This window comes from Streptomyces sp. NPDC051243 (assembly GCF_044455405.1).
Taxonomy (GTDB): Bacteria; Actinomycetota; Actinomycetes; order Streptomycetales; family Streptomycetaceae; genus Streptomyces.
Genome location: NZ_JBITES010000011.1, coordinates 84335 through 105228, shown reverse-complemented (window position 1 = coordinate 105228; position 20894 = coordinate 84335). Strand labels below are relative to the sequence as shown.

Here is a 20894-nt window from a genome sequence, read left to right as displayed (position 1 = left end):
TTTGTCAAAACAAACCGCCGCCCGCTGTGGGTTTTTGCGCGGGGGTGGGAGCGGGGGGGGGGGGGGCTTTACGGGGTCCCGTACGCAAACAACCCCCCGGGGCGCCCCCCCCCCCCCCCCGCGTCTTGCTGAGGTCGAGGCGGATGTGCAGGGCCTCGTCGAGGCGCATATGGAGACGCTGCTGGGTGTTCGGTTCCTGGCCAGCGAATACGGCACCGGGCCGGTCCACGGGGGCCGGATCGATTCGCTCGGGCTGGACGAGAACGGATCACCCGTCATTGTCGAGTACAAGCGCGGTGTCGATGCCGGCGTCTTCTCTGAACTTGCGGTCGGTGTCCGGGTATTGGCGTGAAGCCGTGACTACCTTCGTCCCTCTGGCTTGTGTTGGTGTGGGACGGCGGGGGCGGTGATCGTGGGAATGCCGAGGTCGACGATGCTCCGGTTGGCGGGGCGCTGGTCGAGTTGGGCGAGTTTTCCCTCCGCTCCGGTAAGGCTCACCTGGAGCCCTTCCACCTCGCCGAGCCATCCTTCGCGTTCGGCCTCGGCGATGCGGGCGAGGAGGTTGTCTCGGATTTCGACGAGCCGGTCACGTTGGGCGGGGTCGGGCCAGAGCATCGGGCAGCGGACGCAGGCGTGTTCGTGGATGCAGGGGGTGCCAAACGCGCGACCGCAGGCGCCGATGGAGACTTTGCGCCGCTCGAAGTGGCCGAGGAATTCTTGCCATTCATCATCGGTGGGGACGCGGTATTCCTCGCTGGGACGGAGAGATCGGCGGCGGGCGAGGAAGGCCATGTGCGCCTGAATGGCCTCTTCGGGATAGACGGCCTTGTAGCCGAGGGTGACGTTGATGTCCTGGTGGCCTGCAATGACCTGGGCGATGTGTGGCGGCAGTCCGTTGAGGATGGCGTCGGTGATGAACAGCCGGCGGAAGTCGTGCGGTGTGTAGCGCAGTGGCTCGCCGGTGGCATCGGTCAGACCCGTCGCGATGAGGGCCTGGTCCAGCATCGTGCGGACGGTTTCGTCGGTGAATGCGCGGTCCTCGCCGGAGATGCGTCGTTGGAACAGCAACGGGGCTGGTGCCTGCCACTCGCATTCGCGGCGGTCCCAAGAACGGACCAGGGGAACGGCGCCGGTGGTGTCCCGGGCTCGGCAGATAATCGCGCTCAGGACGTCGGCGAGCTCGGGGCTGACCAGCAGCAGCCGCTCGGTATCGGTCTTGGACGGGACGATCTGCAGGAGGGGGACGAGTTCACCGGTGGTGGGCAGCCGGTATTGGACCAGGCTGTGATGGCTCAGTTCCAGTAGTTCTTCGATGCGGATGCCGGTGGCTCGCAGGACTTCGACGGCGGCCCAGGTCCAGAAGGCCCGCTCGTCCTCAAGCCCCAGATCGCGGCGTTTGCCGGTCTCCGGATCCTCGGCCCAGATCCGGCCGGCCGTTCCGTGCGGAACCACCGCGCGTACGAGTTGTTGACCGGCTGCGGTGAACACCTCGCCAGGGCGGGTGTGTCGGGCGGCTTCCAGTACCGCGGCCGCGTCCCTGCGACGCTGGTCGACCGAGCGGACGAGGATGGGCAGGACCGGAAGACGCTCGCGGGTGCGGGCGTCCATCCTCGCCTTGCGTCGTCGTTGGTGCTTGCGGTTCTCCAGCTCGTCAGCCCGCACGGGGCTCGGTGCCACCCACGGGCCCCACCGACCGGGGTCTTCCAGTGCCCTCTGGGCGATATCGAGGTAGAAGGCCCGCACCTGGGTGAGCGTGTCGCGGTGATTGAGCCTCTCGACCTTGGTGCTCGTGCGCCGGCCGTCCGGGGTGGTGACGGTCTTGTCCTTGGTGCGATTCCTCTGCTTCCACTGCGCGATGACGTCCGGGGCGAGGCGGAGGCTGTCAGCGCCGGGATGGTGGTCCTCGATGTCCTGCCAGAAACACTTGCCGAGGTGGTAGGAGAGGGACTTCAGGCTGCTGTAGTCCAGCGCGGGCTGGCGTTCCCGCAGGTAGTCCACCAGCAGATCCCTGACGGGGCGGCAGATCAGTCCGTAGCGGTCGATCAGCTCCTCCGGGGTGCGCTGTCCCAGGTTGCGGACGGCGCGCAGATTCGGCGGGGCGTCTTCTCCGAAGGCTCCGAACTGGTGCAGTAGGCGGTAGAACACCTCGGTCCCCGCCATCGCCCGCTTGAGCACCACGGCTTGGGTATCGAGGAGTTCCAGCACGTCGCCGATGGTGATGTCGGCCAGCGTGCCGCCCTTCGCCGCGAGGATGAGGGCGCTGCGGCAGAGCGTCGTGCTGACGGCGCCCGGCCGCACTCCCTGAGCTTGAGAGCCCAGCTCCCGCAGGCGCTCGAATCCGCGGGGATCACGGCTGTGTGCCATGGAGCGGACCAGCACTCCTTGACGGCTGGCCCCGGCCGCCAGCCAGTCCACCGACGGCCGCAGCAGCTCAGCACTGATCACCGTGGTCAGGGCCCGGCCCACCACCGGCATGCGCCAGGCCGCCTTCAAGCCGCGCTCGTGAAGCCACTGCTTGATCACCGGCCGCCAGGCGGCGCCGGCCTGTTCGATGCCGCTGGCCTGCCACCGTTCCTGCCAGGTCTGTCCGGGCTGGTCCTCCAGCCAGTCCAGCACCATGACGAGGCCGTGCTTGTGGTGCAGTTCGCTGCCGGCGTTCTTCAGCGTGTAGGGCGGACGGGCCAGCAATCGGGCCGCCTCGACGCGCGAGCGCTCGGTGCCCGGCCAGCTCTCGGGAACGATCCGGGCGGGGAAGCTCTGCTGGGCGGCCAGTGCGCGGTTGCGCCCAGGGGTGACTCCGGGTGCCGGTGCGTGGTCGGCGCGTGCCGACAAAGTGGTGGTCATCGGGCACCGGCTCCGAACAGCACCTCGAGGCTCTCCGGCCGGTAGTCGGCTGCGGGAGGCGGTGCGACGCGGGCGGCTGCCTGCCGCGTCTGTTCGGCGTGGTGGGCCAGCAATCGCCGGATCACCACCTCCTTGCGGGGCGTGAGATAGAGCTGTGTCGTGGTCAACAGGGCGTGACCGAGGACGAATTGGACATCGATGAGGGGCAGGCTGGGATCCTCGGCCATGCGGTAGGCGGCGGTGTGCCGGAGCGCATGCAACGTCGCAGAGGTCCCCGCCTTGGCGTTCGCCCGCTCGAACATGCGGTGAACCGCGTGATAGGTCAGCGGTCTCGACGGTGAGCGCAGGGTCCACCACAGTGGGAGGCGCCGCCCGCGCGGGATCGCATCGTCCATCTCCACCTGGTAGAGCCGCAGCCAGACGAACGCGTCGGTCGAGGCCGGGAGTTCCTGGACTTCCCGGGTGCCCTTGCGGACCACCGAGATCAGCTGACGCCCCGGATCCACGCCGGCCTGCCAGGTGCTGAGCAGCTCGCTGGCCCGGGCGCCAGTGGAGATGTAGAAGGCGACCAGGGCCCGGTCCCGGTGCGACGGGAGCCGGGCGAAGATCTCGTTGAACTCCTCATCAGGGACACTGCGGGGCACTCGCGTGGGCACTCTCGGACGGTAGAGCCCACTACGTTCGTTGCGGGGCGGGTCCATCGGATTGCGATGGGCGTGCGCTCGTCGGCCATGACGTGATCGGTCCAGTGGGAACGGGTTGAGGACCGGACCGGTGCCGTTGTCGCGGTGGAAGTCGTAAAAGGTGCGCAGCACTGTCTCGCTGTGCGCTCGCACCGACGGTGCGTACGGCTTCCCGCCCGCAGCCCATCGGCCAGCCTCGCTCGGGCGCCGCCAGTGCGGACGCCTCGGCTGGCCGGCGATCTGAAGCCAGCGGGAGAAGTCCCTCGCCTCGATCCGACTTGCCCGGTCCCACGACACCTCGACAGCCCACAAGAAGCGGAACCAGCGCAGCAGATCCATCCCGTAGGAACGGGCCGTCGCCGCCGAACGACCAGCTCCCTGCAGATCCCGCAAGAAGGCGCCAGCTCCCTCGACCGGTTCCCCGGCTGGGTTGATCAGCAGGTAGGGATCCCACGGATCATCCATGGCCACCAGCTCCCCGACCAGGGGTACGGACAGGGCTGACAGGTCTCTCGATGCCTCCATGGCCGACTCAACGAAGCCCCCACCACAAGGTCACTGACCTGCGGAAACACCGCCAGTAGTTCAGTCAACAGGTCATCAACCAGGGCTTGTTCTACCTGGCGTGGCTGATGGACCATCGCGCCGAGTTCGAGCACCTGGTCCGCGACCGGCTCGGGGTGACGGCCGCGTCCCAGGTCCTGTGGAGCGGCCCTCGACTGATCTGTATCGCCGGCGACTTCACACGCTACGACGTGCATGCCGTGCGTGAGCACCGGCGGTCGATCGACCTGGTCCGCTACCGACTCTTCGGCAGCGACCTGCTCGGGCTTGAGACCGTGGCGTCCGTGAGCGGCGGCATGCAGGTGGCACACCGGGCGCGCCGCCAGGCAGTTGCTCGGACGGCAGCCGACGCCGAGGGTGCGTCGATGGTGGAGCTGGCGGGCGCGGTCGATGAGGCGCTGCTCGGGCTCGGGGACGGTGTGAACCGTGTCGAGCGCAAACAGTACCGGGCGTATCAGCGGTTGCGGAACTTCGCCTGCCTCTGCCCGCCGCAGCGCAGCAAGCTGCTGGTCTACCTGAAGGTCGATCCGAAGGAGGTCGACCTCGTTCCGGGCTTCACCCGGGACGTGTCCGGGCTCGGTCACCACGGGACAGGTGACCTGGAGGTGCAGCTCCGTACGCCGAGGGACGTGGAGCGGGCGCAGGATCTGTTTCGGGCGAGCTACGCGGCGGCGTGATCGGGTGCCGCTGCCTGTCACCCTGGCGGGCTGCGCTTCGTGCTGTGTCTGCGGTCGTGGGCGGGGGCCTTTCGACGTCCGGGCAGGGGGTGGCGGTGGACTATCTATGGTCCGCGGGATCGCCGGTTTGGCCAACCGGCGATCCCGCGCTATGTCGCCCCGCTCGCGTGGGCCGATGATCAGCGCGAACGGCTGGCGGGTCGGCTGGCCGTGACCGCCCGAGCCGCCGGCGCACTGGCGGCGAGTCGGGTCCTGTGCTCGCGGCCCGGCTGCGCCTGGCGCGTGCCGGTCTTGTGGGCGAGGGTCTCGGCGAGGCCCGTCAGCAGTGAACTCGGGGTGTGCGGGGACGCGGTGATGGCCCAGGTGGGCCGGTCCGGACCGGGACCGGCCCAGATGGTCCAGGTGGCCAGGTTCTGAATCGGGTGCTGTGCGGCGAAGGCATCGAACTGGACGCCCGCGTCCCCGTCGGGGGACGTCCAGCGGATCCGCCCGTCCACGGTGTGCTTCCATCCGGCGTCGGAGAGCGGCTGGGTGGCTGCAGTGACCGTCTTCTCGTCCACCGGGGCACCGATGGCCGTGTCCCAGCCGTCGCCGTCGGCGAGGTGGATGAGCAGATCCTGCAGCACCGGCCCTGGGGTGGCGCCGGTCGCGTTGAGGACCCACATGCGGTCGGAGACGGGTGTCTCGTAGGCGGCTACGGTCCATGCGGTCTCGTGAGCGGGGGTTTCGTGGACGCGCTCGATACGTAGGGTCTGCGACTCGTGGATGGCGTGCGTCGTCTCATCCGACCAGGTCCGCCACTTCTCGAACTCGCCGTGCGCGTCGAGGAAGGTGTCGAGAAGCGCGTCGTGGTCGCCGGCGTCGGCCAGGTAGACGGGGACGGTCTCCCGCTCCGGGCGGGAGGGTTCGGACTTGGTCGTGGTGACGTCGAAGACTGAGCGCGCTTCGACGGCGGCGCGTTCGGTGTCGGTCAGGGGGGCCGGGCCGGGGCGCATCTCGGCCGAGTGGACCTTCTCGAAGGCGAGCAGGGCCTGCGCGGGTGAGTCGAAGGTGTCGGCGACCTGGCGAAGGTGGTCCTCGCCGTGCAGGTAGACGGACTTGCCGCCCCGGTGGAGGTATGTGCCGACGGCGACGGTGGTGTGGCCGTCGTGGGCGTGGGCGTGGATGAGGAGCTGGCCGTGGCGAATGTCGTCGTGGATCTTCTGCGCTTGGTTGGAGACCTCGCGGATTTCGCTGCGCGTGCACCACGGCATCGGATAGTTCGCCCAGGTCCATTCCTCGTCTATCGCCTCTTGGAGCCGAGGGGTGATCTCGACGGTGATGCCTTGGGCGATCAGGTGCTTGGCTGCGACGTCGGCCCAGTAGGGCTCCTCGTGATCGATGCGGGCCAGGACCAGGACGTTGGTGGCGGCGACGCTCCAGTTGGCAGCCTCCAAAGCCATGAGGGCGACGCGGGCCTGCGTGCCGGTCAGGACGGCCTGCACGGCGCTCGGGTGAGTGGGGTGGGTGTCGAGGCGGACGTGGGCGTCGATGGTGGGAGTCACGTGGGGTCTCGTCTGTTCTGCCGGTGGCCGGGCCTTCGGGTCCGGCCACCGGCGTACGTGGGGGCTATCGGGTTGCTCGTGTGGACCGGGCGGCGTGCGCGACCGTGGTGGTCGGCGGTCCGGCGCGGGTGGTGGGCGCGGGCAGCCGCTGCTGTGGCGGAGTGGCTCCGGTGGCGTGCTGCCAGCGGGTGCGGACGGCGGCGATGTCGGCGAGGGAGCGGCGGGCGCCGACGACGAGTTGGAACGGGGTGTTCGCCGGGTCGCCGGCGTACGCCTCGATGAGCCGCCCGGTGTATTCGGCGGTAGCCAGGAGGGAACGCCGCAGGGCGCGCTCGCCCCAGTGCTCCACGGAACCAGCCGGTTCCGCCAGCATGCGGAGCACCTCGCCCGGTTCACTGCCGTCGTCCAGCAGGCCGCGCTGTTGGGCTTCCCACAGGACGGTGACCGGGTCGACGGGATCGCGGCGGCGGGCCAGGGCGGTCAGGCACTGCCACAAGCCGGCGTGCAAGGGCAGGGTGAAGTCGGCGGGGAGCAGCCACGGGACGGACTCGATGTCCGCGGGGTGGGCGGTGGCGGTCGCGAGCAGCAGTTGCTCCTCCTGGACCGCCTCGGTGTAGTCGGGCGCGATCACTGGCGGCGTTGCCGCGGTGCGGGGCAGTATTCCGGCGCGTGGCGGGAAGCGGCTCGCGATGTCGTCCACCACCGCGGCGAGGGCGTCGGCTGCGGCGAGCACCGTCTGGACGGGGTGAGGGAGGGACGTGTCGTGGACGGTCAGGCCGAGGCGTTCGGCGGCACTCTGCAGACGGCGGCGGGCGTGTTCGGCCTCGACCATCCGTGCGTAGGCCGGTGCGTGGCGGGGCCAGGGGCAGACCTGGATGAGCGTGTGCAGGTAGGAGGCGGTCAGCCCGCGCGCCTGCTCGCGTCCCGTGGCCAGCACCTGGTTGAGCCAGTCGGTGTTCTTCGCGTGCTCCGCAGGGTCGGGCGGCGGCAGGGTGCTGATCGAGGCGAACAGGGCGGCATGTGCGGCGGTGGAGAACGAGTCGGCGGCGATGCCGCTCACGTCGCCGAGGCGGTGCGGATCGAGGAGGAGGGCACCGAGGAGGGCTTGCTCGGCGTAGCGCACGGGTTGCGGCGGATGGGTGTCGGGCAGGTCGTCGAGGTCGTCATCCTCGTACGGGTCGGTGGGGTGGGGCATTTAGGCGGCCAGGGTGAAGTCGTCGGGGGTGAGGGTCTTGCCCAGGTGCGGGGCCAGCAGGTGGGCGGCGAGCCGGGGCGGGACGGCATTGCCGATCTGGCTGAAGATCTGGCCTTTGTTGCCTTGCCACGGGTAGTCGGCGGGAAAGGACTGCAGGAGGCTGGCTTCCTGGGCGGTGATCCGGATCGGGTCCGGTGCCGGTGCGTTGCCGTCCGGGTCGCGTGTGGGTTCGGCGACCCAGGTGCACTCGTTCGCGCGGTGTCCGAAGAACAAGGTGCCGGCGGGCTCGTTCACGCTGCGGATGGTGGCGTTGGACTGGTTGTTGCTGCGCAGCGACCAGGACCAGCGGTGCTCCGCGGAGGTGGGCGCCCGTGCCGGGCGGTTCGCCCGGGGAGCATGCTGGTGTGCTCGGCCAGTACCGTCTCGATGGCGTTGCGGGACGTTCTCCGGGCCGGGCTGTGGTGTCCAGGTGCCGCGATTGCGGGCGTCGATGAGGGTTTTGCGTGAGCCGGATGGGAACGGCTCGGGCCCTCCTCCCGGGCCGCCGCCGGCGCACACCGTCGGCACCGGTCGGTCGGTGGCGCCCCAGCCGAGGGCCTCGGCCATGGACACCCACCGGGCGCGGCCGGGCCCGAACAGGCTCTCCGGCTCCGCGGTCTTGGCGTGCGTCGGCGGGGGAGGTTCGGCGGTACGGGTGCGTGACGCGAGCAGGATCGCCCGCCTTCTCGTCTGTGGGACGCCGTAGTCGGCGGCGTTGAGGATCCCAGCCCATACCGAGTAGCCCCAGGTGCGCAGGATCGCGGCGTACTGCTTCCAAAGGGGCAGGACGTCCGGCACTTCCTCCATCGCGACCCAGTCGGGCTCGCCGACCGTGCTGAGGGCGTGGAGGTAGCGCATCGGCTCTGCTGCGAGCAGGGAGCGCTCGTCACGGCACGCGGCGAGGAGGCGCTCGCGGGTGTCGCGTCCGGCGGCCAGGTCCTCGACCGCGGTGTGCACCAGCGGCTGGTCCACCAGGCCGAGGCGTTTGCCGGCCATGCTCCACGCCTGGCACGGCGGGGAAGCGATCAGCCCGCGCGTGCGGCCGATGAAGGGCCATGTCGGATACATCGCCACGTCGGTCCGGACGGTCAACTGCCCGGCAGCGGCACGGGTTTTGCAGGCCCACGTGTCCCATTCCAGACCGACGTCGCGCACGCCGAGGACGCCCAGTGCTCTGCTCCAGCCGCCCGGCCCCGCGAAGAGGTCGAGTATCACGTGGCAAGCCCGAAGTCGTCCTGCGTCAGTGCATCCGCATCTCCGCGGCATGCCCAGGGCGAGCAGCCGTCCTCGACGCTGTTCTCCTGCGCGTCGGCCTCGTCCGCGTCGATACGCAGAGCGGCTCGTTCCACGGCGGTGACGTGGTCGATCGGCGCCTGGCTCAGCGGGACGTGAGAGCGGTGCAGGAAAGCCTCGCCGAGCAGTCGGCTGCCCGCCGCGTTGGCGCGGGCATTGCCTTGTCGGATGGCCGCGTCGAAATCAACGACGTCTGCCCACTCGGACGGCGATGTGTCCCTGACATGCCTCCACTGCGGATTGCCGTGCAACGGACAGGCTATTGAGAATCGAGACAGGGTGGAGTCCTCTGAGTGTCGTCTGTGAGGGATGCAGGCGCGTGGGTGATCGCTTGATCTGGGACGCGGCTTCGTGGGGGTGTGCTGTCTGGTGACGGAAGCGGCGGGAGAGCAGACAGCGGGTGGAAACTGCGGCTAGAGTCCGGAGGGCACGGCCAGCTGGACTGGCTGCGACGGGAATGGGTCCGACGTCCCTTTCGGGCGTGGTTGCCACGGAACTTGGCGCTGCGTCAATCGCGACAACTTCACACGCGGCCTGTACGTCGGCAGGGCCTCAGTTGATCACCGTCTTGAGGGTGGTCGACCTGAGACACCTGCCACTCTGCATGCGGTTTGCACTCAGCTCGACCATCCTCCGTCCGCGGGAGGGACCCGAGCGTGGAGCAGCAGATTGTCCTGGCAGTTCTAGGAGCTGCTGGTGTTGTATCGGCCTTTTTGTTCGCCTTGAAGGGCTTGCTCGACCAGATTCCCGATGTGATCCGTTCATGGCGCCGCGTCGTTGATGAAGCCCGCCGCTCCCACTCTGATCACGGTCTGGCGCCGGAGGATCACCGCCCGTCGTCCTCAAGCAGCGATGGATCGCGGTGACCGATTCGTTGTCCGGGGAAGAGCTCAGGGCGGCTCCTGCACGCGTTTGTCGCAGTCCAGTTCGAGGCGGAGCCATAGTGCTCCGGATGATCAGGGGTCGGTGAGCGCGGTCGGGGGTGTGGAGCAGCCCGATCAGGCGGCGGTGCCGTAATCGATCTGCTGGGGTGCGGGCTTGGCGACGGCGCGGGCGGTGATGGCCTTCGACGCACGTGCAGAGGCGGCGGACAGCTCGTCGGCGCCCGGCTCCAGGTACCAGGGGCGCAAGTCGAGCATGGCCGCGCGCATGCCGGTGGCGAAGCACAACGCGGTGCCCTTGGGCAGAGCGCGGATCGCGTCGGCGGGCAGGATCCGCTCCTGCCGCATCGACACCGAGGTCGACGTGCCGGACTCAGACATTGAGGTGGAAGTGGTCTCGACGTCATGGTCGCCGATAAGCCGGGAGAGCTTGTCGGCGAAGTCCGGGTCGTCGATGCCGCTGCCGATCACCTTAACGGTGGAGGCGGACCACATCGCGTCCATGCCCGCGTCGCCCCAGACTTTCTGGCCCTGGCGGTAGGACTGCAGGATCGTGATCGGGATGATCCCGCGCGAGCCGAGGTGGGAGTACAAGTCCGGCAAGTCGCTGATCTTGCACACGTTCGCGGCCTCGTCGAGGATCGCCAGCATCGGCGGGTCGAGCCGTCCGCCAGCACGTTCGGCCTGCGCGGTGGCGGCCCGCATCACGGAGTCCGCGCACGCGGCGATCAACGCCGATGCTCCGCCTCCGCCGTCCTTCGACAGCAGGTAGAGGGTGTCGGCGGAGCGGACGAACTCACTCGGCCGGAACTCAGGTACGTCTTCCTGTGGGGTGACCCATGCAGCGATCTCCGAGTTGAGCAGCGCGGCGGCGTACTGGCGGGCGGTCTCATAGATGCCGTCCCTCGTTTCCGGCGGGCCTTCCACCGTGCCCTTGAGCTGAGCGGCGACGGCGGTGAAACCGTGGTCGCGGAGGATGTCGAGCGGGGTCCGGTCGGCGGGGAAGGCCAGCCACTGCATGACGTCCGTGATCGGGCGGTCGTCGAGCGCGGCGGCGAGGAAGAGCTGGGACAGGATGTTCGATCCGGCCTTGGACCAGAAGTCGCCCTGCTGGCTCGCGTCTACGGAGGCGGCGAGGAAGTGGCCGGCCAGGCGGCCGGCGCCGTCCAGGGTCTTGGCGTCGGCGAGGGGGTTCCACCACATGGCGCGGTCGGCGTGGGCGATCTGCTGCGGGTCCATCGACCACACCCGCCCCACCGCTGCTCGTGCGTCGATGGTCGCTGTGTAGGCGTCGCCGGCCGCCTTGTTCGAGGTCAGCAGGACCGGTCCGGGCGCGTTGAGGATGGAGGGGATGGCCAGCGACGTGGTCTTGCCGGAGCGGGGTGCCATGATCGCGACGGCGACGTCCTCGTACCCCATGCGGACCTCGTGACGGGTGCCCTGCAAGTTGCCGAGAAGGATGCCGGTGTCGCGGGCGTCGATGTGCTTGGCGTCCTTCAGGCTCGGGCGAAGGGATCTCGCCTTGGCGGTGATGGCCTTGGCCATCAGGGGCTCGATGTCCTTCTGTTTGGCCATGCCGTCGAAGCGCTTCTTGCGTGTGCTGCTGCCGCCTTTGTGCCGCGTGTAGAGCACGGCGGCGGTGATACCGAGAGCGAGCAGCGCGGTGCCGGGCAGGATGCGCGTGCCGATGAGGAGGGAGGTTTCTCCCAGGTCGGGCCAGAGCTGGTCGGGGTGCAGGAGGGCTTGAACGGGCTGGTAGGGGGCGCCGGGCCCGGAGTCGGTGGCCCAGGTGGTGAGGTTGCCGCCGAGCCAGGCAAGGTTGGACAGGGGGACGGCGACGGCGAGGACCCCGAGCAGGATCTTGAAGGCTATGTCGTAGCCGTCGGTGGAGTTGGAGGAGGACTGGGGCAAGGGGGCAGTTCCAAAGGGGGGAGTCGGGCGGCGCGGGCCGGTCAGCGGGCTCGGCGCGGCTTTGGCACCGGTGGCCGGGCCGGTGGCGTCGCTGTTGACGGGGCGCGACGCTGGGCGAGGGCGGTCGTGCGGTGCTCCAGCGCGAAGGCGACCGTGTCGACGGGCAGTTGCTCGGTGCGAAGGAGTGGGTGCCGGCGGACGCGGGGCGGGAGGCGGAGGGGGTCGCGGTTCACCGGGGATGGGTCGGCGAGGGCCCGGGTGAAGGCGGTGATCAGGTAGGTGGGGGTGGTGCCGTCGAAGCGTGCCTGCCAGAGCTGGTTCTCCGGGTCATTGCTGAGGGCGGCTGTGATGAACCAGCTGCTGCTGTGATCGGTGAAGTGCTCGATCTCGGCGATGCCGTCGGGCGAGATACAGGCGCCCGGTGACCAGGCCCATCCGGCTTGCCGGGCAGGCTCCCAGGGGTCGGAGGAGTCCGGCTTCGGCGTGACGGGGTCGGTGAGCGCATCAAGGACGGCGGCGATGAGTTCCACCGGGGTGCGCGCCCCGAAACTCGCATACCAGGCCGGATGGTCGGCGGTGTCAGCGTGATGCAGGCGCCACCACGGGAGATCCGGAGCGGGGTCGAGGCGCAGTTCGGCCTGCCGGTCGGGGCTGGTCAGCAGGACGCGGGGCATCAGCGGCTCCTGGGCGGTGGTCCAGCCGCAGGCGCGGCGGAGCGGGACGGTGATCCAGGCCGGGTCGCCGGGGCCGGCGAGGTAGCGGGGTGCGACCAGCGCCACGTCGATGTCGTTCGCCATGCCCGTCACCTCCGGGCCGCAGGCGCCGCGCCGGGTGCCGCTGGGCGTGGATGGGCCTGGACGGCGGTGGCCAGGGCCGCTGCGCGCGGCGGAAGGTCGTGGGCGGTGGCCTGGATTTCGAGGATTGCCTTGCCGTGGCTGACCCAGGCGTCGAGGTAGGACCAGGCTTCGGCGTTGCGTTCGGCGAGGGCGTCGTCGTACGCGGGGGTGCCCGGGCGGGCGGTGGGCGGCAGCGCGTCGCGCGTGTCGAGCCACTCCTGCTGTAGCGCATCGAGTTGCTTCAGGGCGGAGTCGAGGGTGGCGAGCTGCCAGGGCCAGCGGGACTGGAGGTGCGCGGCGTTGAGCTGCTGTACCTGGACTTCGGCGGTGGCGAGCAGGTCCTTGGCGAAGGACCGGACGCGGTTGAAGGAGCGCCAGGTGTCGGCGTCACGCTGTGCAGCCCGCCGGCCGTAGGCGACGTCGTCGAGGGGCCAGCCGTCGAGGTCGGTGTGCTCCTCGGAGTAGGCGTCCCAGTCGGCGAGGATCTGCTCGCTCTCGCGCAGGAAGACGGCGAGCTGGTGGAGGCGTTGGCGATGGATCTCATCGGGGGTAGGGGCAGTTGGGGACAAGAGCGCTCTCAGCGGAAGTGCGGAGGAAGGGGTGGGGCGCGGTGAGCCGGGCGGGTGAGGTCCGCCCGACTCCGTTCAGCGGGTCCGGCCGATGGCGGGTACGGCGGGGGCGGTAACGGGCGCGGGTGGGTGCGTGGTGAGCGCGGCCTTGCGGCGGGTCTTGCGGGTGGCGGCGCGGATAGCCTTGAGCCGGGCCTCTTGCGCGGCGGCGAGCTGCTCTGCCTGCGGGCCGCGCTGTTCCTGGGTGACCAGGTAGGTGTGCGGCACGTCGCAGTGTGCGCGTTGGACGGGCTTGTCGCTGGCCAGGGCGCCTGTGAACGCGGCGATCAGGTGGGGCGGCATCTGCTCGTCGAGGTAGGCGTGCCAGATGCGCTCAAAGCCACCGAGACCGGTGGGCAGGGCGGCCAGGGCCCGCCAGTGGAAGTCCTCGCCCGGTTCGACGGCCCACCGTTCCAGGCTGAGGATGCCGTCGGGGTGGTGGGCGATCTCGTTGTCGTGTTCGTCGCGCTGGTACGACCAGCCCGCAGCGGTGAGCGGCGACCAGATCGGTGGCGTCTGCTTGGGGGCGGGCTCGAGCAGGGCGTCGGTGAGGGCGGCGATGATCTCGACGGGGGTGTGCGCGCCGAACTCGGTGTACCAGCGCCGCCCGTCCTGGTCCTGGCCGCGGATGCGCCACCATGCCCCGTAGGACCCCGGGTCGGGCTCCAGCACCACGCTGTGCTGCTGGTCGGGGCTGACCAGCAGGACGTGGGGGAAGTCCGGGTGGGAGCGGTTCTTCCAGCCTGCTGCGCGCAGGGCCTGGGTGATGTGCCGGGGGTCGCCGCGTCCGGCCAGGTGGCGGGGCTGGGTCTGGAACCAGAGGGTGTCGTGCGGAGCGTTGGCGCGGGTGGGGATGTAGGGGCTGGTCATCGCCCCGAGGCATCGGCGCCGTGGGCGTCGGCCTGCGTGACCAGCCGCTGTACGTCCCAGTGCAGGACGTGCCAGTCGGTGGCCTCCTGGGCCGCGGCCCGGAATGCTTCGACTGCCTGGCGCACGGCGTCGATTCGGGGGTGGTCGAAGTGCTGGTTCACGATGTGTGTGCTGGCGCGCAGGATGTCGCCGAGCAGGATCGGGATGCCCTCGTCCTCGTCGAGCAGACAGCTGAGCAAGGGCAGGGCCTGGTCGAGCGAGGGATGCGTGCGGAAGTAGTTCTTGAGTTCCGCGAGGGTGTCGATGGCCTGCCGGATCCGCAAGGGGCTGGGGGCACCGGGCGCGTCGGGGGACACCGAGTCCTGGGCGCCGGGGGACGGGCGGCGGCCCGAGGGGGTGTGGGTGACGTCCGGGGAGAAGGTGCGGAACTTCTCGTCGAGACCGTTGACCTGGTTCAGCAGGTTCCTCAAGGAATCGAAGGCTTCGTCGGCCTCAGCCTGCAGGTCGTCGGCGTAGCGGTCCTGGAGGACGAAGTCGTTGCAGATGTCGCCGATCGCTTCGAAGATCTGCGTGAGCCGGCGAAGGGCTCCGTCGTGGCGGTCGACGATCGGGGTCAGGACCGCGGCGATGTCCGCAGGGCATTCGGCCCGGTCGATGCTGGCTCAGGCGGAGCAGTCCGGTGGTGATGGCCTTGATGTCGGCGGGGAGGAGGTCGTCGTGCTGGGGCAAGGGGTGGGGCTTTCGGTCGGGTACGGGTGAGGGAGTGGTCAGCGGCGGGCCCTGCGGCCTGCGGTGGCGTACGGGCCGGTGGAGCTGGGGCGGCGGGGCCGGTTGGTGGCCCAGGAGTTGCGGGCCCAGGTGGCGGCGCGGGCGGCGGTGACGCGGGCCTGCTGCCAGGCGGCCAGTTGGTCGGGGAGCACCGAGACGGAGGTGGTGCGGATGCGGGTGGACGGCGGCACGTGTCCGCGCGGGCGCATGACCTGCTGCGGGTCGGCCAGCGCGGCGCCGAACGCCTGGATGAGGTGCATCGGCGTGGAGGCGGTGAAGCTGGCGTCCCAGATCCGCCCGTGCTCGTTGCGGGCCCCGGCCCACCACAGCGCATCGCCGGGCTGGGACTGATGAAACTGCAGCCAGGCGCCGCCGTCAGGGCTCATGGCGGTGAAGTGCTGGCCTTGCTCGGTCTGCCAGTGCTGTTCCTGCAGCGGCGCCCACACGTTGGGCGCGTGCGCGGAGCGGGGCCGGGTGAGCGCGTCGGTGAACCCGGCGACGATCTCCACGGGCACCTGGCGGGTGAACGTCGCGTGCCACGCTTCCTGGCCGGTGGTTGCTTTCCCGGAGATGGTCCAGCCGCCGGGCTGGACGTGTGGGTCGTAGCCGACGCGGACGGATTTGTCCGGGCTGTCGAAGACCAGCGGTCCGCCGGTGGTGGATTTGTCGCTCCAGCCGGAGGCGCGCAGGAACTCGCTGACGTAGCGGATGTCGCCGCCGCCGGCGAGGTAGCGGGGCTCCACCAGGTAGTGCTGCTCGGCTTGTGGGGTGCCGGGGCCCCAGCCGGTCCACTGCTGCTTCTTCACCGGCTTCTCCTGACGACCATGGCGGAGGCGACAGGCTTGGGCGGTGCAGTGGTGGTCGTGGCGGGCGGTGTCCCGAGCTGCTTGAGCGTGTCGGCGTGCTCGTCAAGGTCCACGCCGACGCGGTGCAGTTCGTTGGCGGCCCGGCCCATGGCGAGCCACACCTCGGGCGGGAGTGCGCCGCGGTGGGCCTGGCTCTGGGCGATGCGGGACCCGGTGCCGACCAGGTCGGTCACCCGGGTCAGGATGCCGACGTCGGCGTCGAGGACCTTGCCGAGGATCTCAGCCGCTTGACGCGTGCTGGCCCGGGCGAGGTGGTCGTGCAGGGTCTTGATCAGGCTGGCGATGTCCTCGGCGAGGCGTACGGGGTGGGTGGGCGGCTCGGTCACGGGCCTCCTGGATGGGAACGCTGCGGGGAGAGGGGGAGTTAGCTGTGGTGGCCGAGGTGGCGGGATTCGTCCAGGGCGGTTTCGGGGCGGCCGGTGGTCGGCGGGTGGGCCCTGCCGCGGGGGCTTGGGATGAAGGCGCGCAGGTAGCGGCGGAAGCGGAACACGGCCAGGCGGGGCGGACGTTCAGCCGTGATCGGCGGGGGTGTGCGTGGGGCGAGAGGTACGGAAAGCTCCTGAAGAGTGCGGTCAGCGGGTGCGGGTGAGACGTGTTCGGCTGGCGGCAGGCGTCGGTGCGGCGGCCGGTGACCCGGGGAGGTGGTGGCCACGGGCGTCGGCGATCCGTGCTTCGAGCAGCGCCTGTTCGTCGTCGTAGCCGAAGGAGGTCTGGCTGAGACGGGTGTAGCGCTCACATCCGTAAAGCGGTGTGCCGATGGCCATGCGCGGCAGCGGGTCGTCGGAGGCGAGGCTTTGGGTGAACGCCGCGACGAGGCCGGGCGGGGTGTGGGTGCTGAAGACGGCTGTCCACCAGCGGTACCTGTCGACCATGCAGGCGGCGTGCCACGGCCCGCGCGTGGGGCTGAGTGCGGTCTCCTCCGTGAAGCGGACCAGGCCGTCCGGTGACACGGCCGTGGGCGCGGGGGCCGCGGCGTCCGCGTTCCAGCCTGCCGTGTGCAGCGGGCCGAGGACATCGGGGCGGTGGCGGGAGGCGGGCCGCAGCATGGTGTCCACGAGCGTGGTGACGTACTCGACGGGAAGGTGAGCGCCGAGCAGCGCTGCCCATTCCCGCCCAGCGGGGGTGGTGGCGCGCAGGGTCCAGGTCCAGGCCGCCCGGCGGTCGAGGGCGACTTGGAGTCGGCCGTCGGGGCTGGCCAGGGCGGTGTGCTGGTCGATCGTGGACACGTCCTGCCAGCCGTGGCCGCGCAGCAGCCACTCGGTCAGGTGTTCCCAGTCGCCGCCGCCGGCGAGGTAGCCGGGCGCCGCCAGGACGTAGGGGACGGTGGGGTGGGGCATGGGGTTCCTGCAGATCGGACGGAGGGCCTGGACGAAGTCAGCCGGCGCGACGGGAGCCTCGGGCCCGGGAGGGCGTCCCGGTGGCGGGCGCGGGTGCGGCGGGTGCGGCACGCTGTGCGCTGATCTGGGCGGCGGCGCTGCGATAGGCGACCGGGTCGAAGAGGTAGTCAGGGATATGGACGACGTATCCGGCCATCAGCAGCGCGGGAACGGCGCGGGAGGCGAGCTGCTTCTTCTCCTCCTCGCCGAGGTGGGCGGGCGCCTCGTGCCAGACGTAGGTCGGGCCCGAAGAGCCCGCGGGCCGGACGGTGTTGCGTTCGAAGCCGAGCTGGTCGAGCAGCGCGAGGAGCTGCTCGGGGGCACCGGTGGGGGTGTCGGCGTGGACCGTGTCGGTCAGGGGTTTGCGGTAGATCTCGACGTCGGTGCCTTCGTCGTCGGCTCTGCTTCCCACGGGCGGGGCTTCTCCCTTCTCGCGGAGGACTATCGCCGCACGGCAGACGGTTTGACAGGGGTGTGGCTGTGGCCAGTGCGGGCGCGGTGGCGGTGCGGGCGGCCTGGTCACGGATCAGCTCGATCTGCCGGGCATGGTCGGACAGGCGGCCGGTGGTCGTCATCAGCCGCTGTGCCGGCTCGGATTCGTGCCCGGCGTTCCTCAGACGCTGGGTCCAGGGGGCCCAGGTGGAGACCAAGGTCTGCACCAGGCGCGGCAGGAGCCCGTCGTAGGGCGCGGCGATCTCGGTGAGAACCTTGGCGACCTCCTGGTCGTCGGCGGCGCTTTCGGCCCGGTCGGCGAGCTGCTTCAGGTAGCGGTGGGTGGCCTGCCGGTCGTCGTCGGCGGTGGCCAGGATGTTGAGCGTGGGATCCAGGTGGACGCTGAATCCGGCCAGCAGCAGCGCGTGGGCGGCTGCGGTGGCGCCGTGACGCTGCTGCTCGACGGGCATGGTGGGCGGCTGGTACTGGTAGGGACCGCGAGGCCCGGGGGCGGAGACGAAGCCCCCGGCGGTCTGCAGAATCCCCTCAGCGCGTTCGTCCCCGCCGATCGCCACGACCAGTTGCGTCTTCGCATCGCGTGTGATGGTGACGTAGTCGCCGGCGACGAACGTCGGCTCGCTGTCCTTCGGACCGTTCACCGGGACCGGGCCGTGGACGGTGCGGCGGGGGCGGGGGCGGCGACCGCGGCGGTGTCCAGGGCGGGCTTGGCCTGCGGGAGCCGCACGCTGACACCGATACCGAGCCGGTCCAGCTGCGCGGCTGCATTTTGGATGGCCTGTGCCTGTGCGGCGGTGTCCTCGCCGGACAGCACGAAGACGTCCTTGTCCTTGTCGTAGACGCAGCCGTTGTCGGTGAGGATCTGGACGGCATCGGCCCGCTCGGGTTTGGTGACACGGCAGTCCCGGCCGCTCAATGTGATCACCACGAGTTCCGGTGCAGGTGTCGGGGAGAGGCGGGCGGCGTTGTCGCGGACCTGGGCGAGGGCCTTGTCGTAGCGGGGCAGCAGGTCGGTGGCGATGTCCTCGGCGGCCTGGACCGGGTCATCGGGAACGGCGATGCCGTCGGGCTCGCGCACATTTCGGAAGGCTTCGGGGTCGATGCCCTCCGGGGCGATGGCGCCGACGAGGAACTCCTCGCCGCTGCGAGGCCGTGCGATGACGTACAGGCGGGTGCCGTCGTCGCGGGTGAGGACGGCGTCCTGGCCTAGGACGTGCTGGGCGATGGCGTGGGCGATCAGGTCCAAGTCCCACACGTGCTCGGCGCGGGCGAACTGGTCGAGGTACTGCTCGTGCGTGTGGTGCTCGCTGGTCCAGTGGCCGGGGAGTTCCTCGGCGAGGGCGATGGCGAACGACGCGAGATCGGGAGTGTCGGGGGTGGGGTGGTGCATGGGTTCCTCGGGGGTGGGGGTCAGCGCCGCCGTCCGGCGGGGGCCGGGAGCGTGGGCGGCGGGCTGGGCGTGGTGTGGTCCGTGGCGGGGGTGGGCAGCCGCAGACGGCGGAGGCTTCCCGCTCGCCCGGGCCGACTTCGGCGGTGCACCGGCTGCGCTGCGGGTGGGCCTCGTGCCGGTCGGCGAGTTCGGCGCGCACATGGGCCAGGTCGGAGCGGATGACGTCCAGGCGGCTTTCGGCGAGGTAGCGCAGCCGGCCGGCGGTGGCCGCGTCGGCTGCTTTGCCGAGGCCCTGGTAGAACTCGGCGGTTGCCGTGAGGACGTCGTCGAGGGCGGCCAGGATGCCGTCGTGGGAGGCGGTGAACTCGGTCAGAGCGTCCGCCACTTCCTCGGTGGTGGTCGCCTGGCGGATGCGTTCGGCTTGGTGAGCGACCGAGGCGCCGAGCGGGAGATGGTGCGCTTCGCGCTGGCCGGTGTCGAACGCCTCGTCGCAGTCGACGCCGTACTTGACGGCGCGCAGTCGTGCCACGGCCCGGACAGCCAGACGTTCCTCCTCGGCCTCATCGAGGCCGGTGGGCAGCCGGTGGTAGTGCTCGTGCACGCGGACGACGGGGACGAAGCCGGTGCGCTGAAGGATGCTGTATGCTTCCGGGTCGCCTCCGCGGGCGAGGACTTCGCCAGAGTGCACGTCGCGTTGCAGGATCAGGTAGCGGTCGGCAAGGGCCAAGGGCAGTGCCTTCTCGGGGAGTTCAGCGGAATCGGCGTGCGGGAGCTGGAAGCGGCGCGGTAGGTGCAGGGGTGGCCCCGGCGGCTCGTTGGCCGGCTCCGGGCAGGTCGGCGGCGACCGGTTCGAGGTCCTGCTGGATGCCGTACAGGCGCCGGGCGATCCATCCCAGGCGCTGTGCCGCCTCGGGCCCGTAGGAGTGGGGCAACTCCTCCAGCCGGTGGGCGGCCTGCTCGATCAGGGATCGCACGCCGGCGACGGGCCCGGTGGTCTCGTCGGCGAGCTGGCACATCAGGGTGGCGAGTTGCGCTGCCACGCTCGGCGGCGACTGCGGCGCAGTGGGGCCCGGCAGCTGAGGGAGCTGGAAGGGCTGTTCGGCGCCGTTCGCGCGCGGGACCCTGGTGCGAGTCGGCACCCGGGTCAGGCGTAGGTCGGACTCGATGCGCCGGCATTCCGCCTCCAGGGCCCGGCGCAGGGCGGCGGGGTGGTGCCGTGTCCTGGAGCCGTCGGAGCGGATGAGGTTGGCGATCACGTCGAGACGGCCGGGGCGGGCCTGCAACGCGACCCAGTGGCAGGCCGGTTCACCGTCGGCGGCCGGGTTGATGCCGGCGGCGTGGCCGAGCCGGTGCGCGATCTGTGACCACTCTGGTAGTGACCGATCGCGGTCGTTGGGGTGCAGCCGGACCGCGAGGTGGAAGAGCGAGCTCGCGGCATCGGTGTGGTCCTCGGCGTACGGGTGCAGGTCACCCGGTTCGAGGAGGTAGTCCTCCCAGTCGGCGAACATCCACTCGCGGGTCGCGCCCTCGAAGGCGGCCTCGCTGAGTGGGGAGTGGGCGACGACGAGGTCACCCAGTACGTCCTGTTCGGCGATGGGGCGGCCGAGTGCGCCTGCGAGGGCCTCGCCGGGGAAAAGTGGCGCGCGGTGGATGTGGCAGATCACCGGCCGCCCCGGGCGTCGGCGATGTGCACGAGCTGGTTCAGCGCGGTGACCGAATACCAGCCGCAGTCGACTTCGGCGCCTGCACCCGCGAGCTTCGGGATCAGGTAGTCCTCCAGCGCGCGCAGGTGGATGAGGCAGTCGGGGCACCGCCTGGAGAGGTGGACCAGGTAGCGGGGGTGGGCGGTGATGAAGGTCTGCTGCCCGCCGTTGGGGTCGCGCAGCCGCCACCCGTCCTCGTCGGTGGGCGTGTGCCAGGACGGGGTCACCACCGTCATGGCGTCGCCCCACAGCTCCCCGTCGGCCACGCCCTTGAGGATGACGACCTGGTCGCCGGGCCGGAAGTGGCCATGGGGCATGTCCCTTTCGGGCGTGAGGATGTCGGCGGGAACGTACGGCGGGCGGGAGGCTGGGGCCACGGCGGGGTCCTTCCACGAA

At 70.5% G+C, this 20894-nt stretch carries 20 protein-coding genes and 2 pseudogenes; 4 read left to right on the top strand and 18 right to left on the bottom strand.

Going from position 1 to position 20894, the window contains the following annotated elements:
- Positions 1 to 34 precede the first annotated feature (34 nt).
- Positions 35 to 322: pseudogene (locus ACIBAG_RS27665) on the top strand (transporter); the annotation flags it as partial.
- 38 nt (positions 323 to 360) lie between these two features.
- On the opposite strand, the gene ACIBAG_RS27660 reads toward ACIBAG_RS27665, so the two are convergent.
- On the bottom strand, positions 361 to 2844 hold the full coding sequence (locus ACIBAG_RS27660) for a tyrosine-type recombinase/integrase (protein ID WP_399108510.1): 2484 nt from the start codon (positions 2842 to 2844) through the stop codon (positions 361 to 363).
- Positions 2841 to 4052 carry a tyrosine-type recombinase/integrase gene (locus tag ACIBAG_RS27655; RefSeq protein WP_399108509.1) on the bottom strand — a complete coding sequence of 404 codons (1212 nt, stop codon included), beginning with the start codon at positions 4050 to 4052 and terminating at the stop codon, positions 2841 to 2843. Before ACIBAG_RS27655 ends, ACIBAG_RS27660 begins: the two co-directional genes overlap by 4 nt.
- A 71-nt stretch (positions 4053 to 4123) precedes the next feature.
- Here ACIBAG_RS27655 and ACIBAG_RS27650 point away from each other — a divergent pair.
- Positions 4124 to 4768 (top strand): annotated as a pseudogene (locus ACIBAG_RS27650) (DUF5655 domain-containing protein); the annotation flags it as partial.
- A 179-nt stretch (positions 4769 to 4947) separates the two neighbouring features.
- Here the strand turns inward: ACIBAG_RS27650 and ACIBAG_RS27645 are convergent.
- From ACIBAG_RS27645 to ACIBAG_RS27630, 4 genes are all read right to left on the bottom strand, one after another.
- Complete coding sequence (locus tag ACIBAG_RS27645) at positions 4948 to 6312, bottom strand: DUF317 domain-containing protein (protein ID WP_399108507.1); 1365 nt, start codon at positions 6310 to 6312, stop codon at positions 4948 to 4950.
- Between the two features lie 64 nt (positions 6313 to 6376).
- The gene (locus ACIBAG_RS27640; protein ID WP_399108505.1) at positions 6377 to 7507 is read right to left on the bottom strand and encodes a DnaB-like helicase N-terminal domain-containing protein; all 1131 of its coding nucleotides are present in this window, start codon (positions 7505 to 7507) and stop codon (positions 6377 to 6379) included.
- A complete protein-coding gene (locus ACIBAG_RS27635; RefSeq protein WP_399108503.1) occupies positions 7508 to 8761 on the bottom strand; it encodes a DNA cytosine methyltransferase in 1254 nt (417 codons plus the stop codon).
- The gene (locus tag ACIBAG_RS27630) at positions 8758 to 9090 is read right to left on the bottom strand and encodes a hypothetical protein (protein WP_399108502.1); all 333 of its coding nucleotides are present in this window, start codon (positions 9088 to 9090) and stop codon (positions 8758 to 8760) included. The genes ACIBAG_RS27635 and ACIBAG_RS27630 overlap by 4 nt, the downstream gene beginning before the upstream one ends.
- 405 nt (positions 9091 to 9495) lie before the next feature.
- On the opposite strand from ACIBAG_RS27630, the gene ACIBAG_RS27625 reads away from it, so the two are divergent.
- Positions 9496 to 9705, top strand: coding sequence for a hypothetical protein (locus ACIBAG_RS27625; protein ID WP_399108500.1), 210 nt, complete (start codon positions 9496 to 9498; stop codon positions 9703 to 9705).
- Positions 9706 to 9837: 132 nt separating this feature from the next.
- Here the strand turns inward: ACIBAG_RS27625 and ACIBAG_RS27620 are convergent, their stop codons facing one another.
- From ACIBAG_RS27620 to ACIBAG_RS27575, 10 genes are all read right to left on the bottom strand, one after another.
- Complete coding sequence (locus ACIBAG_RS27620) at positions 9838 to 11631, bottom strand: type IV secretory system conjugative DNA transfer family protein (RefSeq protein ID WP_399108498.1); 1794 nt, start codon at positions 11629 to 11631, stop codon at positions 9838 to 9840.
- Positions 11632 to 11672: 41 nt separating this feature from the next.
- Positions 11673 to 12428 carry a DUF317 domain-containing protein gene (locus ACIBAG_RS27615; RefSeq protein WP_399108497.1) on the bottom strand — a complete coding sequence of 252 codons (756 nt, stop codon included), beginning with the start codon at positions 12426 to 12428 and terminating at the stop codon, positions 11673 to 11675.
- A gap of 5 nt (positions 12429 to 12433) precedes the next feature.
- A complete protein-coding gene (locus ACIBAG_RS27610) occupies positions 12434 to 13036 on the bottom strand; it encodes a hypothetical protein (RefSeq protein WP_399108495.1) in 603 nt (200 codons plus the stop codon).
- 75 nt (positions 13037 to 13111) lie between these two features.
- The gene (locus tag ACIBAG_RS27605) at positions 13112 to 13945 is read right to left on the bottom strand and encodes a DUF317 domain-containing protein (protein WP_399108493.1); all 834 of its coding nucleotides are present in this window, start codon (positions 13943 to 13945) and stop codon (positions 13112 to 13114) included.
- Complete coding sequence (locus tag ACIBAG_RS27600; protein ID WP_399108491.1) at positions 13942 to 14415, bottom strand: hypothetical protein; 474 nt, start codon at positions 14413 to 14415, stop codon at positions 13942 to 13944. The genes ACIBAG_RS27605 and ACIBAG_RS27600 overlap by 4 nt, the downstream gene beginning before the upstream one ends.
- Positions 14416 to 14712: 297 nt before the next feature.
- Positions 14713 to 15519 (bottom strand): DUF317 domain-containing protein, encoded by an 807-nt coding sequence (locus tag ACIBAG_RS27595; RefSeq protein ID WP_399108490.1) that lies wholly within the window; start codon positions 15517 to 15519, stop codon positions 14713 to 14715.
- The gene (locus ACIBAG_RS27590) at positions 15516 to 15905 is read right to left on the bottom strand and encodes a hypothetical protein (protein ID WP_399108488.1); all 390 of its coding nucleotides are present in this window, start codon (positions 15903 to 15905) and stop codon (positions 15516 to 15518) included. The genes ACIBAG_RS27595 and ACIBAG_RS27590 overlap by 4 nt, the downstream gene beginning before the upstream one ends.
- A gap of 246 nt (positions 15906 to 16151) precedes the next feature.
- On the bottom strand, positions 16152 to 16916 hold the full coding sequence (locus ACIBAG_RS27585; RefSeq protein ID WP_399108487.1) for a DUF317 domain-containing protein: 765 nt from the start codon (positions 16914 to 16916) through the stop codon (positions 16152 to 16154).
- A gap of 37 nt (positions 16917 to 16953) precedes the next feature.
- On the bottom strand, positions 16954 to 17367 hold the full coding sequence (locus ACIBAG_RS27580) for a hypothetical protein (protein WP_399108485.1): 414 nt from the start codon (positions 17365 to 17367) through the stop codon (positions 16954 to 16956).
- Positions 17368 to 18042: 675 nt separating this feature from the next.
- On the bottom strand, positions 18043 to 18795 hold the full coding sequence (locus ACIBAG_RS27575) for a hypothetical protein (RefSeq protein ID WP_399108484.1): 753 nt from the start codon (positions 18793 to 18795) through the stop codon (positions 18043 to 18045).
- Between the two features lie 172 nt (positions 18796 to 18967).
- Between ACIBAG_RS27575 and ACIBAG_RS27570 the strand changes: the two genes are divergently transcribed.
- Entirely contained in the window at positions 18968 to 19585 is a 618-nt protein-coding gene (locus ACIBAG_RS27570; protein WP_399108483.1) for a hypothetical protein, read from the top strand.
- Here the strand turns inward: ACIBAG_RS27570 and ACIBAG_RS27565 are convergent.
- Positions 19545 to 20459, bottom strand: a complete 915-nt coding sequence (locus ACIBAG_RS27565) for a hypothetical protein (protein WP_399108481.1) — start codon at positions 20457 to 20459, stop codon at positions 19545 to 19547. The two genes, ACIBAG_RS27570 and ACIBAG_RS27565, sit on opposite strands and share 41 nt — an antisense overlap.
- Complete coding sequence (locus tag ACIBAG_RS27560) at positions 20456 to 20815, bottom strand: hypothetical protein (RefSeq protein WP_399108929.1); 360 nt, start codon at positions 20813 to 20815, stop codon at positions 20456 to 20458. The genes ACIBAG_RS27565 and ACIBAG_RS27560 overlap by 4 nt, the downstream gene beginning before the upstream one ends.
- Between the last annotated feature and the right edge of the window lie 79 nt (positions 20816 to 20894).